Origin of the sequence: Brevundimonas sp., from assembly GCF_035999125.1 — a bacterium.
In the GTDB taxonomy this organism is placed as follows: domain Bacteria; phylum Pseudomonadota; class Alphaproteobacteria; order Caulobacterales; family Caulobacteraceae; genus Brevundimonas.
Window position 1 is genome coordinate 57,820 of the sequence record NZ_DASYGX010000006.1, and the last position, 15,369, is coordinate 73,188.

Below are 15,369 nucleotides of genomic sequence, written 5' to 3' on the forward strand. Positions count from 1 at the left end.
ACCGTGATCCTGAGCAAGCGCCCCGAGGTCGAGCGCTTTCTGAAATCCCCCGACCCCATGGTGCGCGCCGTCGTCATCCACGGCCGCGACCGCTCCGGCGTGGCCGAGAGGTCTGAAATCCTCTGCAAGACCGTCACCCCCGATCTCAACGACCCCTTCAACGTCAGCCTGCTGACCGACGGCGACGTCGACGCCGGCGACGGCCGGCTGGAGGACGCGCTGGCCGCCATGTCGCTGATGGGCGGGCGGCGTCTGGTGCGGGTGCGCCTGTCGGCCGACAAGGCCGCGACCGACAAGGCTTTGGCCGCAGCGCTGAAGTCCCATGCGGAGGGCGGCTTCAATCCCGACGCCCTGCTGGTGGTCGAAGCCGGCGCTCTCGGCCGCGACTCCGCCCTGCGCAAGGCGGCGGAGGCCAGCCCCAACGCCGCGGCCATCGCCTGCTACGAGGACGAGGTCGGCGACGTGGCGCGCATGACGCGCGAGGCCCTGGCCGCCGACAAGGTCGGCCTGACCGGCGACGCGCTGGACCGTTTCGTCGCCCGCCTGCCCCGCGAGCGCGGCCTGATGCGCCAGGAGATCGAGCGGCTGGCCCTGTTCATCGGCCCCGGCAGCGGGCGCACCCTGGACGTCGCCGAGCTGGAGCAGCATCTGGGCGTGGAACCGGACGCGAGCCTGCAGGACGCGGCCCAACAGGCCTTCGGCGGCAAGGCCGCGCCCGCCCAGTCCGGCCTGCGCCGCGCCTTTCTGGAGGGCGAGGGCGCCGTCGCCGCCCTGCGCGCGATCGGGCGTCAACTGCAGATCCTGATCCGCATCCAGACGCTGATGGGGGCCGGCGCCGGCGCCAAGGAGGCCGCCAAGTCCGCCGGCGTCTTCTGGAAACAGGAGGCCGAAGTGCTGCGCCAGACGAAGTCGTGGACGCCCGACGCCCTGGACGCCGTCATGGATTCGCTGAACGCCGCGGAACTGGCCTGCCGCTCCACGGGATCGCCGGATCAGCTGATCGCAGAGCGTCTGATCCTGGAGATCAGCGCTCGGGCGCGACGGCTGGGGCTCTAGCCGCGTTTGGACGCCCGTCGGAACGCCGGCTTGTTCAGCGCCGAGTTCTGACGTTCCACCGCTTTTTCGGCGTGCTGACCGGGCTTGAAGCCGCCCGACTTCGGCGCCGATGCGCCCGCACGCTTGGCGGCCAGGGCCTTCTTCATCGCTTCGGCGGTCGGGTTCTTCGGGTTTTCGGTCATGGCGTCAGTCTGACGTCTTTCGCCGCGCCGTCCAGACCCGCGCCCCCTCGTCGGCGTCGGGCTTCAGCACCCGCTCCTGCACGTCGTCGAAGCCGGCCCGCTCCAGCCCCTCGCGATACTCCGCCGGATCCAGGCTGGCGTGATGGAGAGGCCGCCCCATCCATTCGCCCATGGCGACGCCGCGGCGCGGGCCGCCGACGAACATCAGCCGTCCCCCGGGCGCGACGTGCCGCGCGTAGACGGCCGCCATCGCCTCCTGATCCTCCGCGGTGAGGTGAAAGGCGCTGCACCAGGCCAGAAGCCCGTCGAACCGGCGTCCCAGATCGAGGCGGCGCATGTCGGCGACGATCCACGCCTGCTCCGGAAACCCCGCGCGACAGAGATCGATCAGGCCGGGCGAGGCGTCGACGCCGGTGACGCGGAAGCCGCGCCCGATCAGGGTCGCCGCGATCGGCCGCCCCGAACCGCAGCCCAGGTCCAGAACCTCGCCTCCCACCGGCAGCGACGACATGAACCGATTCAGATGGACGGCTTCGTCGGCCAGAAGCGTGTCGCCCCGCGCCTCGGCCCAGGCGTCGGCGTGGCGGGCATAGAGATCGACGATCTCCTCCGCCGCCGCGTCGGGTTTCAGACCTTCATCAGGCGGCGGCACAGGTCGTCCAGCTGGTCGAGGCTGCGCCAGTGCAGGGTCAGTTCGCCCTTCTCGCCCGGCCGCGCCGACAATTCGACCTTGAGGCCCAGCGCGTCGGCCAGATCCTGTTGCAGGGCGGCGATGTCGGGGTCGGTTTCCGCGCTGAGAGGCACGGCGCGCGGTTTGGCGGGCGCAGGGCGGTCCCCCTCGGTCGCGCGACGGGCCAGGGCCTCGGTCTGCCGGACGTTGAGGCCCTCCATGAAGGCGCGGTCGGCGAGGGACGCGGGATCCGGCGTATTGATCAGCGCGCGCGCGTGTCCGGCTGAAAGCTTGCCCTCGCGCACATAGTCGAGCACGCGCGGCGGCAGTTGCAGCAGGCGCAGCGTGTTGGCCACGTGGCTGCGGCTCTTGCCGACGACTCCGGCCACGGCGTCCTGGGTCCGGCCGAAGCGGTCCATCAGGACACGATAGGCCTCGGCCTCTTCAAGCGGGTTCAGGTCGGCGCGCTGGACGTTCTCGATGATGGCGACTTCCAGCACCGCCACGTCGTCCAGAACGCGCTCGACGATCGGCACCTCGGTCAGGCGCGCCTGCTGGGCCGCGCGCCAGCGGCGCTCGCCGGCGACGATCTGCCAGGATCCGGGCACGTCGGGATGCGGGCGCACCAGGATGGGCTGCAGCACGCCCCGATCACGGATGGAGCCGGCCAGTTCGTCCAGATCCTCCTTGGCGAAGATCTTGCGGGGCTGATCCGGATTGGGCTTCAGCGCCTCGATCGGCACGCTGCGAACGCCGGCGGGCGCGGGACCCCCGTCGACCGGAGCGCTCTCGGCCACCTGTTCCCCCAACAGGGCCGAAAGACCTCGACCCAAGCCGCGCTGGCGTTCGCTCATCATCCCCTCCACCGGCGTCAGGCCGCCTGCAGCCGGCCGCGCTCGCGCGCCACCACTTCCCGCGCCAGCCGCAGATAGGCCTGGCTGCCCGCGCATTTCAGATCGTAGATCAGCGCCGGCTTTCCGAACGACGGCGCCTCCGAAACGCGGACGTTTCGCGGTATGACGGAGTCATACACCTTGTCCCCGAAATGCGCGCGCACGTCGGCCTCGACCTGGCCCGACAGGGCGTTGCGGCGATCGTACATGGTCAGCACCAGACCCTGGATTTCCAGCTTCGGATTCAGGCTCTGACGGACCATGTCGACGGTTTTCATCAGCTGCGTCAGACCCTCCAGCGCGAAGAATTCGCACTGCAGCGGCACCAGGACCGCGTCGGCGGCGGACATGGCGTTGAGCGTCAGCAGGTTCAGCGAGGGCGGGCAGTCGATCAAAACGTAGTCGTAGGGTCGATCCAGATCCTGAGCCGCCAAGGCGTCACGAAGACGGTAGGACCGCCGGTCGGCCTGACTGAGTTCGATCTCGACGCCCGACATGTCCGCGTCGGCGGGGACGATGTGAAGACCGGGAACGGCGGTCTCGACGGCGGCCTCGGAAACCGCTCGTCCGTCCACGATGACGTCGTAGATCGTCACCCGGCGTGTTTCACGTGGAACACCCAAGCCGGTCGAAGCATTGCCCTGTGGGTCCATGTCGACGATCAGGACGCGCTGGCCGATCGCCGCCAAAGCGGTGCCGAGGTTGATGGCGGTCGTGGTCTTGCCCACCCCGCCCTTCTGGTTCGACACGGCCAGGACGCGAGACTTAGCGGACACGGCGAAGACTCCGGACGGACACCACGCGTCCCCGCGCGTCGCTGCGCGACGGGAACAGTTGGCTTTCGAATTGCCAGACCTTGCGGGCCTCCGCCACCTCGGCCTCGGCCTTCTCGCCCTTCAGGTACAGGCCCGCCGCCCCCTTCTGGTGATAAGCCTGTGCATAGCCGAGCAGCTTCGTCAGCGGCGCCACCGCCCGGGCCGTCACGACGTCGGCCTTGACGGCCTGCTCTTCCGCCCGAGCCCAGACGACGGTCGCCGGAAGCCTCAGCGCGTCGACGACCCACTGCAGGAAGCGGCATCGCTTCTGCAGGCTGTCGATCAGGTGCACGTGACCGCCCCGCGCCTTCATGAAGACGGCCAGCACCACGCCGGGCAGGCCGGCGCCCGCGCCGAGGTCGGCCCAGATTCGGGCTTCCGGCGCGTGATCCAGCAGCTGCGCCGAATCCAGGGCGTGGCGGTTCCAGAAATCCGGCAGGCTGTCGGGCCCCACCAGATTCATCACCGCGTTGGCCTCGGTCAGCAGGGAGAGATAGGTCTGAAGGTCCGCGGCCTCCGCCTCAGTCGCCCCTGTCGCGGCCCGGAACCCCGCGGCGTCCAGCGTCACGCCGCCACGCGCCGCACGTGGGCCAGCAGCGCCGTAAGCGCGCCGGGCGTCATGCCCTCGATCCGTCCCGCCTGACCCAGGCTGATCGGCCGCACTCGTTCCAGCTTCTCCCGCACCTCGTTCGACAGGCCCCCCACCGCGCCGTAGTCCAGGTCGCCCGGCAGGCGCAGATCTTCGTCCCGCTTCAGCGCGGCGGCATCGGCGGCCTGACGATCCAGATATCCGGCGTAGGCGGCGTCCACCTCCACCTGCTCGCGCACCTCCGGCGACCAGTCGGCGATTTGCGGCAGAACCGACCGGAACTGATCCAGCGTCACGCCGGGGTGGCCCAGAAGGTCGCGCACGGAACGGCGCCGGCCGTCGGCGTTCACGGCGATGCCGAGCGCACCCGCCTCCTTGGGCGTGAAGGTCATGTCCCGCGCCATAGACAGAGCCTCGGCCACACACGCCTGCTTGTCGACGAAGCGGCGACGGCGCTCCGGCCGCACGATCCCAGCGGCGTCGCCGATTGGGGTCAACCGTTGATCGGCGTTGTCGCTGCGCAGGTTCAGCCGCCACTCCGCCCGGCTGGTGAACATGCGGTAGGGCTCGGTCACACCGCGCGTGACCAGATCGTCGATCATCACGCCGACGTAGCCCTGGTCGCGGCCGATCACGATCGGCTCCTGACCGCCGGCCTTCCGCGCCGCGTTCAGACCGGCCATCAATCCTTGAGCGCCGGCCTCTTCATAACCGGTCGTGCCGTTGATCTGACCGGCCAGGAACAGGCCCGGCCGCGCCTTGACCTCCAGCCCCGGCGTCAGCTCGCGCGGATCGACGTAGTCGTACTCGATGGCATAGCCGAAGCGGAACACCTCCACCGCCTCCAGCCCGGGAATGGTCCGCAGGAAGGCCGTCTGGGTGGCGTCGGACACCGACGTGGAGATGCCGTTGGGATAGACGGTCGGATCGTCCAGCCCCTCGGGCTCGAGGAAGATCTGGTGCGAGGTCTTGTCGGCGAAGCGGACGACCTTGTCCTCGATCGACGGGCAGTATCGGGGGCCCCTGCCGGAGAGACGGCCGCCGTAGACGGCGCTCTCGCCGAGGTTCTCGGCGATGATGCGATGCGTTTCCGCGGTCGTCGCGGTGATGCCGCAGGCGATCTGCGGCACGGTGATCCGATCCGTCAGGAAGCTGAAGGGGACGGGCTCGTCGTCCGCCGCCTGCATCTCCAGCCGGTCCCAGGCGATGGTGCGACCATCCAGACGCGCGGGCGTGCCGGTCTTCAGACGCCCGAGCGCCAGACCGGCGGCGTGCAGATCGGCGGCGAGGCCCGTCGAGGGCGCCTCTCCATGGCGGCCGGCGGGAATGCGCTGGTCGCCCTTGTGGATCACGCCGTTCAGGAAGGTGCCGGTCGTCAGAACCACGGCTCCGGCGGTGATCGCCTCGCCGGCGCCGGTGACGACGCCGACCACGCGGTCGCCGTCAAGCGTCAGGCGCTCGGCCGTGCCGGCCATGAGCGTCAGGTTCGGCGTGCCGCCCAGTTCGGCCTGCATGGCCTCACGATACAGGCGCCGGTCGATCTGACTTCGCGGCCCCCGCACGGCGGCGCCTTTCGACCGGTTCAGCATGCGGAACTGGATGCCCGACAGATCGGCCATCCGACCCATCAGGCCGTCCATGGCGTCGATCTCGCGGACCAGATGGCCCTTCCCCAGGCCGCCGATCGCGGGATTGCAGCTCATCTCACCGACGGTCTCGAGCCTTTGCGTCAACAGAAGCGTGCGCGCGCCGGCGCGTGCGGAGGCCGCCGCAGCCTCGCAGCCGGCGTGTCCCCCGCCGATGACGATGACGTCGAAGCTGATCATGGGACGCGGGACATAGTCGATCTGGCCCCTCGAATCCACCGCGGCCGACGTTTCACGTGAAACGTCACTTGCCGATGCAGAAGCTGGCGAAGACCTCGCCCAAGACGTCCTCCACCCCAATTTCGCCGGTCACCTGGGCCAGAGCGGTCGCCGCACGACGCAGGTCCTCGCCTGCCATCTCGGGGGCCGGCTCCAGCGCGGGGCGCGCGGCCTCCACGGCGTCGAGCGCTTCCGCCAGACGCAGGCGATGCCGCGCGCGCGTCACCGCCGGGAAGTCGGCCCCTGACAGATCCCCCCGCAGCCGCTCGCCTAGCGCGGCATGGAGCGCGTCCATGCCCTCGCCCGTGACCGTGGACACCTGCAGGCCCTCCCCTTCGGCGCGGAGATCCGCCTTGGTCCAGATGACCAGATCGTCCGGACGGACGAAATCCGCAGCGGCGCCCTCCGGATCACCGGGCGCCCGGACCCAGAGCCGAAGGTCGGCCGCCTCGGCGCGCGCTCGGGCGCGACGGACGCCCTCGGCCTCGATGGGATCGTCGGACTCCCTCAGCCCCGCGGTGTCCGACAAGGTCACCGCATAGCCGTCGAGGACCAGTTGGGCGTCCAGAACGTCGCGAGTCGTGCCGGGGATGGGCGTCACGATGGCCGCCTCGCGCGCGACGAGCGCATTGAACAATGAGCTCTTGCCGGCGTTGGTCTCGCCGATCAGGACGATGCGATAGCCTTCCCGCACCCGCTCGCCGCGACCGGCGTCCGCGAGGGCGCGGCGAAGATCGTCGGCCAGGCGATCCAGAACGGGGCCCGCCGTCCGGGCCAGGTTGTCGGGCACATCCTCATCCGGAAAGTCGATCTCGGCCTCGACGAGGGCCAGCGCCCTCAGCAGGTCGGCGCGGAAGCCAGCGTAGACCGCGCTCAGGGCGCCGTCGAGCTGGCCCAGCGCCTGCCGCGCCTGAGCCGCGCTCTCGGCGTCGATCAGGTCGGCCACCGCCTCGGCCTGCGCCAGGTCCATGCGCCCGTTCTCGAACGCCCGACGTGTGAACTCGCCGGGATCCGCGGGGCGCAGGCCCAAGTCCGACAGAACGCCAAGCACGCCCTCGACCACTGCGCGCCCGCCGTGGAGATGCAGCTCCGCGACGTCCTCTCCGGTGTAGGATGCCGGGCCGGGGAACCAGAGAACCAACGCCTGATCAAGGCGGTCGCCCTTGTGACGGAGAGTTCGAAGTGTGGCGAGGCGGGGCGGAGGTACGCTCCCGGCCAGATGGACCAGAGCCCCGGCCGTCCCGGCCCCGCTGAGACGGACCACGGCGATCGCGCCTCGGCCCGGTGGCGTTGCGAGGGCGAAGATGGCGGAACTCATCCGTCTCCTCCCTGTCGCGAAGCGATGGGGGGGTGGCGCGACGCCGTAGGCGACGTGACGGAGGGGGTGGCGCGGTGGAGAGAGCCCCTCCACCGCTTCGCGGTCCCCCTCCCCATCAGAGATGGGGAGGAGACGGACACTACGGCTTGACCGCCGCTTCCATCAGGCGGCGGAACTGGTCCTGGGCCTGCAGGCCGAAGCTGGTCCAGGTCTTCATCAACTCTTCGGGCTGCATGGCCGCGACGTTGTCCTGCATCCGCTTCCGCATCTCCGCGACCATGGCGTCGTTCAGCGGCGTCACGTCGGGCAGGCCCAAGAAGGTCCGCGCTTCGGCCGGGGTGCAGTCGATCTCGACGTTGACCTTCATCGGGCGTCTCCTCGTTTCACGTGAAACACGGCCCTCAAGCAGCGAGGGCCCGCGGCGCGTGCGGTAGGGCCAGAATCACGTGTTCATGGACTGGAAGAAGTCGGCGTTGTTCTTTGACTGGCGCAGCTTGTCGAGCAGGAACTCGATCGCGTCCTGGGGGCCCATGGGGTTCAGGATGCGGCGCAGCACATAGGTCTTGGCCAGCTGATCCTTGGGCGTGATCAGGTCTTCCTTGCGAGTGCCGGACTTCAGCACGTCGATGGCCGGGAAGATTCGCTTGTCGGCGACCTTGCGGTCCAGGACGATCTCGGAGTTGCCGGTGCCCTTGAACTCTTCAAAGATCACCTCGTCCATGCGGCTGCCGGTGTCGATCAGGGCCGTGGCGATGATGGTCAGCGATCCGCCCTGTTCCACGTTGCGCGCCGCGCCGAAGAAGCGCTTGGGCCGCTGCAGCGCATTGGCGTCCACGCCGCCGGTCAGCACCTTGCCTGACGATGGGACGGTGGCGTTGTAGGCGCGGCCCAGGCGGGTGATGGAGTCCAGCAGGATCACCACATCCTTCTTGTGCTCGACCAGCCGCTTGGCCTTTTCGATCACCATTTCGGCGACGGCGACGTGGCGGGTGGCCGGCTCGTCGAAGGTGGAGGCCACGACCTCGCCCTTCACGGTGCGCTGCATGTCGGTGACTTCCTCGGGCCGTTCGTCGATGAGGAGGACGATCAGGAAGACCTCGGGATGGTTGGCCTCGATCGACTTGGCGATGTTCTGCAGCATCACCGTCTTGCCGACGCGCGGCGGGGCCACGATCAGGCAGCGCTGGCCCTTGCCCAGCGGGGCGACGATGTCGATGACCCGGCCGGAGCGGTCCTTCAGGGTCGGATCCTGGATCTCCATGTGCAGACGCTCTTCCGGATAGAGCGGGGTCAGGTTGTCGAACAGGACCTTGGTCTTGACCGTCTCGGGGTCTTCCAGATTGATCGTGTCGCACTTCAGCAGGGCGAAGTAGCGCTCGCCCTCGCGCGGGCCGCGCACGGCGCCGTGCACCGTGTCGCCCGAGCGCAGGCCGAAGCGGCGGATCTGCGACGGCGAGACGTAGATGTCGTCCGGCCCGGGCAGGTAGTTGGCGTCGGGACTGCGCAGGAAGCCGAACCCGTCGGGCAGGATTTCCAGCACGCCGTCGGCGATGATCTCCACCTCCTCGTCGGCCAGGGCCTTGAGGATGGCGAACAGCAGGTCCTGCTTGCGCAGGTTCGAGGCGTTCTCGATCTCCAGCTGCTCGGCGAAGGCGACCAGGTCTTCGGGAGACTTGGCGTTCAGTTCGGCCAGGGTGATGCGGCCGTTGGGGACGATCGGCTCGCCGTCGTCGTCCTCGTCCTCGTCGGCCTCCTGATCGACCATGGGCAGGTCGGCCGCGGAAACCTCGTCGTCCCGGACGGCGTCCAGGTCTTCGGTTTCGGGGGCGGTGGGATCGGTGTCGCGGACGTCGGTCATGGGAGCTTCTTCAGGCAGGCGCGCCCGACCGCTCGCGAAGGCGAGGGTCGCAGGCTTGGGAAATGTTCGGCCTCGCGGCCGCAGGGGGAACGATGGACTCCGCCTCTCGAAGGGAAGCGGCATCGTTTGGAGAGAGGGACCGTCCGGCCGGGCCAGGATCGGTTCGCCGCCAGCGAAACCACGCCGACGGGCTCAGGTCAACCGAAAGTCCACTCGGTCGTGACGGACAGGACCATGATCACCGCCAGGACGAAGGGAACTTCGTTGGTCATGCGCCAGAACTTTCCGGTCCGCACCGACGTGCCCGCAAGAATTCGGCGACGCTCCGCGACCAGAAACCCGTGCCAGCAGCTCAGTGCGACGACGCCCGCCAACTTGGCGAGCATCCACGGCTCCAGGATGAAGGCAGGGCCGCGGGTCTGAACGTCCAGATGGATCAGCCATAGACCGAACGCCCAGGCGGCGATCATCGCCGGGTTCAGGATGATCTTCAGCAGCCGACCTTGCCACGCCCGCAACAGCTCACGCACGTCCGACTTCAGAGGCTCGGTTTTCTCCGCTTGCTCGGCGTCGTAGGCATAGAGGCGGGGCAAGAACAGCAGGCCCGCCATCCAGGCGATCACGGCCAGGATGTGCAGCCCCCGCGCCAGGTCATAGGCGTTCATGCGGCCCTCCGCGCGTTCTGGCGGGGGCAGGCCTTCCAACGGCCCTGACACCCCGGTCCATGCGGCGCCGAGCCGAGGCGCGGCAGGGCCTCGACCACCGCCTCGGCCAGGGCGGCGATGAAGTCCGGGGCGGCGCCGACCGCCGCCGCCCTCAGATAGGGCGACACGCCCGCTTCATGCGCCAGTTCGGCGTACTCGACGTCCAACTCGACCAGGGTCTCGATGTGTTCGGAGACGAAGGCGACCGGCGCCAGCACGACGCCCAAGCCGTCCTCGCCCGCCCTGACGATCGCCTCCGGGGTGGCCGGCCCCAGCCACTTCAGCGGTCCGACGCGGCTCTGGTAGCAGATGTCCCATCGATCGCCGCGCGGGCCCAGCTCCAGCCGCTCGGCCACGGCGGCGCAGGTGGCCTCGACCTGCTCCTGATAGGGGTCGCCCTTCTTGGTCACCAGGGTTTCGGGGATTCCGTGCGCCGACATCAGGACGCGGACGGGGCGGTCGCCGGCCTCGGCCAGCTTGGACCGGATCGCCTCGGCCTGGGCTGCGATCCAGCCCTTGGCCCGGGGCCAGCAGCAGACGGTGCGGGTGCGGCCCGGTCCGGCATACGTCCGGTTCCACAGCTTCAGCGAGGAGTCCGACGTGGTGGTCGAAAACTGCGGATACAGCGGCAGGAGCACGATCTCGTCCGGCGCGAAGGCCGCCACCTCCGACGCCACCTCGGCCGTCATCGGCCGCCAGTAGCGCATGCAGACGAAGGCCCGGCACTCGTCGCCGGGAAGGCAGCGCGCCAGAGCGGCCTCCAGCGCCACCGCCTGGGCCCGCGTGCCGGGCAACAGCGGCGAGCCGCCCCCCATGACGTCATAGTTGGCCTGGGCCTCGGCTTCCCGGCGGGAGGAGATGAGGCGCGCCAGCGGCGTGCGGACGATCCCGGGCAGGCCGATGATGGCCGGATCATTGAACAGGTTGAAAAGAAAAGGCTTCACGTCCTCGGGGCCGTCAGGGCCGCCCAGATTGAACAGGACGACCGCGATGCGTCGTCCCCCCGACGTCTCCGTTTGCGTCACTGCGCGCCGATCCTCTTCAGAACGCGCTCGACATGCGCGATCGGCACGTCAGGTAGGATGCCGTGGCCCAGGTTGAAGATCCACGGCCCATGGCCCCAGGCCTCCATCAGCTGATCCACCCTGCGGTCCAGCGCGGCGCCCCCGGCCCGCAGCAACAGAGGATCCAGCGCGCCCTGGATGGGACGCATCTTCTGCACGCGCCGGCCGACCGCCAGCGGACAGGCGGTGTCCAGCGCCACGCCCTGAACGGCGCAGCGCGCGGCATAGTCCTCGACCAGGGCCGCCGACCCGCGTGGGAACCCGATCAGCGGCGCCGTCACGCCCAGATCGCGCAGCCGGGCCACCAGCATCTGGTGCGGGTTCATCACCAGGTCTTCGAACAGGTCGTCGGGCAGGCCCTCGGCCCAGCTCTCGAAGATCTTCAGCACCTGCGCGCCCGCGTCGGCCTGCATCTTCAGATAATGCGCCGTCGCCTCGACCAGCACGCCGAGCAGGGCGTTCACGCCGTCCGGGTCGCGATAGGCGTACTCCCGCGCCTGGGCCCGCTCGCCCTTGCCGATCAGCCGCGCCTCGCCGTCCAGCATGTAGGTGGCCACCGTCCACGGCGCGCCGGCGAAGCCGATCAGGGCGCGTTCCGGCTCCAGCTCGCGGCGCACGATCTTCAGGGTCTCGCCGACCTCGGACAGGGCGCGCCCGGCTCCTTCAGCCTTCTCACGCATGCTTTCCAGCGACGGCAGGGCGCCGAGACGCGGCCCCTCCCCATGCTCGAACCAGACGTCCTGACCCAGAGCCCGAGGGATCAGCAGGATGTCGGCGAAGACGATGGCGGCGTCGAAGCCGAACCGCCGCATGGGCTGCAGCGTCGCTTCGGCGGCCTTTTCCGGGTCCAGGCAGAACTCGATGAAGCCGGGCGTCGTGGCCCTCAAATCTCGATACTCGGGCAGATACCGCCCCGCCTGGCGCATGAACCAGACGGGCGGCCGGCCCACATGTTCACCGGCCAGGGTTCTGAGAAGACGAGGCGTGGTCATGAATCCGGCTTAGGGCGTCGGGCGTCGCCGCTCAAGCCACGCTTCCCTTCCCCTTATCCCTTTCTTGAATCGAAGAGTCGGGAAGAAGAAGGAGGAACGGGGGATGGCGGGGAGAACTTCGGACCCGTCCCGCATCTGACCGAGGTTGTCCACGGCGCCTGGACCCCTCCCGCCCGCTGGGGATCGATGCGGGCGCCGTCGCGGCTGAAAGCGTAAACGAAGCCTTAACGTCGAGGCCCTGCCGTGATCGACCTGCCCCACGGGCTTGTGGGTCGTTAACCGGTGGTCAAGATTTTCCCCACCGGCGTCGTCGTCGGTCTCCCCAGGTGGAAGATCACCCGGCGAAAACCCCCGACCGTCCCCGTTCATCCCCGCTCGCCCGGCGTCGGACGACGGGGTATGGAAATCCATGACCGGAACTCCGCAGACGGCGCCTCGATCTTCCCCCGCCTTCTCCCCAGGATTCGCCCGCATGTCCCAAGCGAGGCCCAAGGCATGACGCCGCCGCGCGCGGGCCGCCTGGCCACCTATTTTCACGTCCATCTGGTGTCGGATTCCACCGGAGAGACCCTGAACGCCATGGCCAAGGCCGTGGTGGCGCGCTTCGACGGCATCATCCCGATCGAGCACATCTATGCCCTCGTCCGCTCGCCCCGTCAGATGGAGCGGGTGCTGGAGGAGGTCGAGGCGGCGCCGGGCGTGGTGCTGCACACCCTGGTCGACCCGGAACTGCGCGACCAGCTGGAACAGGGGTGCCGCCGGCTGGACATGCCCCAGATCGCCGCGCTGGATCCTCTCGTCGGGGCCCTGTCGCGCTATCTGGGCGCGGCCCTGTCGACGCGGGTCGGCGCCCAGCACGCCCTGGACCACGACTATTTCAACCGCATCGCGGCGCTGGACTTCGCCATGGCCCACGACGACGGCCAGGGCACGACCGAGCAGCTGGAACAGGCCGACGTGGTGCTGACCGGCGTCAGCCGCACGTCGAAGACCCCGACCTGCATCTATCTGGCCCACCGGGGCATCCGCGCCGCCAACGTGCCGCTGGTGCCGGGGCAGGAGGACGGCGAGCGCCTGACCGCGCTCAGGAATCCCCTGGTCGTCGGCCTGACCGTGTCGCCCGACCGTCTGGTGCAGATCCGGCGTAACCGGCTGGAGGGGCTGAACGCCGACCGGGCCTCGTCCTACGTCGATCAGGACGCGGTGCGCGACGAGACGATCAAGGCCCGCCGCGCCTTCGAGCGGCGCGGGTGGCCCGTCATCGACGTGACGCGGCGCTCGGTCGAGGAGACGGCCGCCGCCGTGGTCAATCTGCTGCAGGAACGGCGCGCCAGGGCCGAGGCCGGCCGATGATCGTCCTTGCCTCCGCCAGCGCGGCCCGGCGCGCCATTCTGGACCAGGCGGGCGTCGATTTCGTCGTCGATCCGGCCGACGTCGACGAGGCGGCGCTGAAGACGCCCGACGCGCGCCGCGATCCGGCGCGGCTGAGCGTGACGCTGGCCGAGGCCAAGGCGCTGGACGTGTCCGGTCGCCGTCCGGACGACTGGGTGATCGGCTCGGACCAGATTCTGTCCTTCGACGGCGGTCTGGTGTCCAAGGCGACTTCCCTGTCGGAGGCGCGGACGCGGCTTCAGACCATGCGGGGGCGGGAGCATGTGCTGTGGTCCGGCGTGGCGCTGGCGCAGGGCGGACGCGTCGTCTGGTCCGATCGCGACGCCGCCCGCATGACGATGCGCGACGTCTCCGACGCCTTCCTCGACGCCTATCTGGCCGCAGAGGGCGAGGGCCTGCTGGCCTCGGTCGGTTGCTACAGGATCGAGGGACGCGGCGCACAGCTGTTCGCGCACGTCGAGGGGGCGCAGGCGACGATCATGGGCATGCCGCTGTGGCCGCTGCTTGAGGCCTTGCGGGCTCACGGGGCCCTGCCGGCATGATCCGGGGCGGCGTCGTCGGCTGGCCCATCGGCCATTCTCTCAGCCCGCTGATTCATGGCGCCTGGATCGACGTGGCCGGGCTGGACGCGACCTATGAGGCCTTCGCCGCTCCGGACGAAGCCGCCTTCGACGCGCTCGTACGGCAGGGCCGTGAAGGAATGCTCCGCGGACTGAACGTCACCGCGCCCTGGAAGCTGCGGGCGCTGGCGGCGGCGGACGAAGCGACGGACACGGCCCGCCGCGCCGGGTCGGCCAATCTGCTCGCCTTCCGCGATGGGCGGTTGGTCGCGGACTCGACCGACGGGCAAGGGCTTCTCGACGCCTTGGGGGAGCAGGCCCCGGACCTCGCGCTGCAAGGCGCGCGGGCGACGATCCTCGGCGCGGGAGGCGCGGCGCGCGCGGCCGTCGCGGCCCTTCAGGATGCGGGCGCCGTCGTGGGGGTCGTCAACCGAAGCCTGGACCGCGTGCGTGAGCTGGCCGAGACCCTGGGAGCCCTCCCTCAGACGACGGACGATCTGGACACCGCCGACCTGATCGTCAACGCCCTGCCCGTCGATCCCGAGCTGGACGTTCGGCGTCTGAAGCCCTCGGCGGTGGTGATGGACATGACCTACCGTCCCCTCATCACGCCGTTCCTGAGTGCGGCGCGCGACAGCGGCCTGACGATCGTCGACGGGCTGGCGATGCTGATCGGGCAAGCCCGGCCGTCGTTTTCAGCCATCTTCGGCGCCGCGGTTCCGGACGTCGACGTCCGTGCCCTGTGCCTCGAGGCGCTGGAGGGGTCATGATCCTGCTCGGTCTCACCGGATCGATCGGCATGGGCAAGTCGACGACGGCGCGCATGTTCGCCCTGGCCGGCGCCCTGACCTGGAACGCCGACGACGCGGTCCACGCCCTCTATGCGCCCGGCGGCGCGGCCGTAGGGCCGGTGGGCGAGGCCTTCCCCGGCGTGGTGGAGGAGGGCGCCGTCGACCGCGCCAGGCTGGCGGAGGCGCTGGGGCGCGATCCGTCCGCCTTCGCCCGGCTGGAGGCGATCGTCCATCCGCTGGTGGCGGGGGGCCGCCTTCAGGATCTGCAGGCCGCGCGGGCGGCCGGCGTGCGGCTGGCGGTTCTGGACATCCCCCTGCTGTTCGAGACCGACGGAGACGGCGCCGTGCATGCGGTGGTCGTCGTGACCGCTCCGCCGGAGGTTCAGGCCGAGCGCGTGCTGGCGCGGCCCGGCATGACGCGGGAGCGTTTCGACGCCATCCTCGCCCGCCAGGCGCCGGACGCGGAGAAGCGACGCCGCGCCGACTTCGTCATCGACACTTCCCGCGGCCTGGAGGCCGCGATGGTGCAGGTCGAGGGGATCGTGGGGACGGTTCTGGATCCGGCGTGGACTCCCGCGCCCGGACGGCTTCCGCTGGACGACGAACCGGGTCAGTAAGGG

Annotated in this window: 17 protein-coding genes; 5 read left to right on the plus strand and 12 right to left on the minus strand. The window is 69.9% G+C overall.

Translation table 11 applies throughout. The annotated features are described in order from the left end of the window. Positions 1-3: 3 nt before the first annotated feature. Entirely contained in the window at positions 4-1,056 is a 1,053-nt protein-coding gene (holA, locus tag VGN45_RS04160) for a DNA polymerase III subunit delta (RefSeq protein ID WP_327459654.1), read from the plus strand. On the opposite strand, the gene VGN45_RS04165 is transcribed toward holA, so the two are convergent. The 12 genes from VGN45_RS04165 to hemE all read right to left on the minus strand — a co-directional run bounded on the left by VGN45_RS04165 (position 1,053) and on the right by hemE (position 12,006). Continuing rightward, entirely contained in the window at positions 1,053-1,238 is a 186-nt protein-coding gene (locus VGN45_RS04165) for a hypothetical protein (protein ID WP_327459656.1), read from the minus strand. The genes holA and VGN45_RS04165 overlap by 4 nt on opposite strands. Positions 1,239-1,242: 4 nt before the next feature. After that, complete coding sequence (locus VGN45_RS04170; RefSeq protein WP_327459658.1) at positions 1,243-1,890, minus strand: class I SAM-dependent methyltransferase; 648 nt, start codon at positions 1,888-1,890, stop codon at positions 1,243-1,245. Further along, a complete protein-coding gene (locus tag VGN45_RS04175) occupies positions 1,866-2,762 on the minus strand; it encodes a ParB/RepB/Spo0J family partition protein (RefSeq protein ID WP_327459660.1) in 897 nt (298 codons plus the stop codon). Before VGN45_RS04175 ends, VGN45_RS04170 begins: the two co-directional genes overlap by 25 nt. 17 nt (positions 2,763-2,779) lie before the next feature. Continuing rightward, the gene (locus VGN45_RS04180) at positions 2,780-3,577 is read right to left on the minus strand and encodes a ParA family protein (RefSeq protein ID WP_327459663.1); all 798 of its coding nucleotides are present in this window, start codon (positions 3,575-3,577) and stop codon (positions 2,780-2,782) included. Further along, the gene (gene rsmG / locus VGN45_RS04185; RefSeq protein ID WP_327460174.1) at positions 3,567-4,178 is read right to left on the minus strand and encodes a 16S rRNA (guanine(527)-N(7))-methyltransferase RsmG; all 612 of its coding nucleotides are present in this window, start codon (positions 4,176-4,178) and stop codon (positions 3,567-3,569) included. The genes VGN45_RS04180 and rsmG overlap by 11 nt, the downstream gene beginning before the upstream one ends. A 2-nt stretch (positions 4,179-4,180) precedes the next feature. After that, positions 4,181-6,031 (minus strand): tRNA uridine-5-carboxymethylaminomethyl(34) synthesis enzyme MnmG, encoded by a 1,851-nt coding sequence (gene mnmG / locus VGN45_RS04190; protein WP_327459665.1) that lies wholly within the window; start codon positions 6,029-6,031, stop codon positions 4,181-4,183. 64 nt (positions 6,032-6,095) lie between these two features. After that, positions 6,096-7,388 carry a tRNA uridine-5-carboxymethylaminomethyl(34) synthesis GTPase MnmE gene (gene mnmE / locus VGN45_RS04195; RefSeq protein WP_327459668.1) on the minus strand — a complete coding sequence of 431 codons (1,293 nt, stop codon included), beginning with the start codon at positions 7,386-7,388 and terminating at the stop codon, positions 6,096-6,098. Between the two features lie 139 nt (positions 7,389-7,527). Next, complete coding sequence (locus VGN45_RS04200; RefSeq protein ID WP_327459670.1) at positions 7,528-7,755, minus strand: DUF6489 family protein; 228 nt, start codon at positions 7,753-7,755, stop codon at positions 7,528-7,530. Positions 7,756-7,830: 75 nt separating this feature from the next. Next, complete coding sequence (rho, locus tag VGN45_RS04205; protein ID WP_327459672.1) at positions 7,831-9,246, minus strand: transcription termination factor Rho; 1,416 nt, start codon at positions 9,244-9,246, stop codon at positions 7,831-7,833. 197 nt (positions 9,247-9,443) lie between these two features. Then, positions 9,444-9,911, minus strand: a complete 468-nt coding sequence (locus tag VGN45_RS04210) for a CopD family protein (protein WP_327459675.1) — start codon at positions 9,909-9,911, stop codon at positions 9,444-9,446. Beyond that, positions 9,908-10,975, minus strand: coding sequence for a ferrochelatase (gene hemH, locus VGN45_RS04215; protein ID WP_327459677.1), 1,068 nt, complete (start codon positions 10,973-10,975; stop codon positions 9,908-9,910). Before hemH ends, VGN45_RS04210 begins: the two co-directional genes overlap by 4 nt. Further along, positions 10,972-12,006 carry a uroporphyrinogen decarboxylase gene (gene hemE / locus VGN45_RS04220; RefSeq protein ID WP_327459680.1) on the minus strand — a complete coding sequence of 345 codons (1,035 nt, stop codon included), beginning with the start codon at positions 12,004-12,006 and terminating at the stop codon, positions 10,972-10,974. Before hemE ends, hemH begins: the two co-directional genes overlap by 4 nt. Positions 12,007-12,501: 495 nt before the next feature. Here hemE and VGN45_RS04225 point away from each other — a divergent pair, with 495 nt between their 5' ends. From VGN45_RS04225 to coaE, 4 genes are read left to right on the plus strand one after another with little or no spacing between them, the layout of a single operon-like run. Continuing rightward, complete coding sequence (locus VGN45_RS04225; protein WP_327459682.1) at positions 12,502-13,359, plus strand: pyruvate, water dikinase regulatory protein; 858 nt, start codon at positions 12,502-12,504, stop codon at positions 13,357-13,359. Further along, positions 13,356-13,940 carry a Maf family protein gene (locus tag VGN45_RS04230; RefSeq protein WP_327459684.1) on the plus strand — a complete coding sequence of 195 codons (585 nt, stop codon included), beginning with the start codon at positions 13,356-13,358 and terminating at the stop codon, positions 13,938-13,940. Before VGN45_RS04225 ends, VGN45_RS04230 begins: the two co-directional genes overlap by 4 nt. After that, a complete protein-coding gene (locus VGN45_RS04235; RefSeq protein ID WP_327459686.1) occupies positions 13,937-14,728 on the plus strand; it encodes a shikimate dehydrogenase in 792 nt (263 codons plus the stop codon). Before VGN45_RS04230 ends, VGN45_RS04235 begins: the two co-directional genes overlap by 4 nt. Continuing rightward, the gene (gene coaE / locus VGN45_RS04240) at positions 14,725-15,366 is read left to right on the plus strand and encodes a dephospho-CoA kinase (RefSeq protein WP_327459688.1); all 642 of its coding nucleotides are present in this window, start codon (positions 14,725-14,727) and stop codon (positions 15,364-15,366) included. The genes VGN45_RS04235 and coaE overlap by 4 nt, the downstream gene beginning before the upstream one ends. Positions 15,367-15,369: the final 3 nt, after the last annotated feature.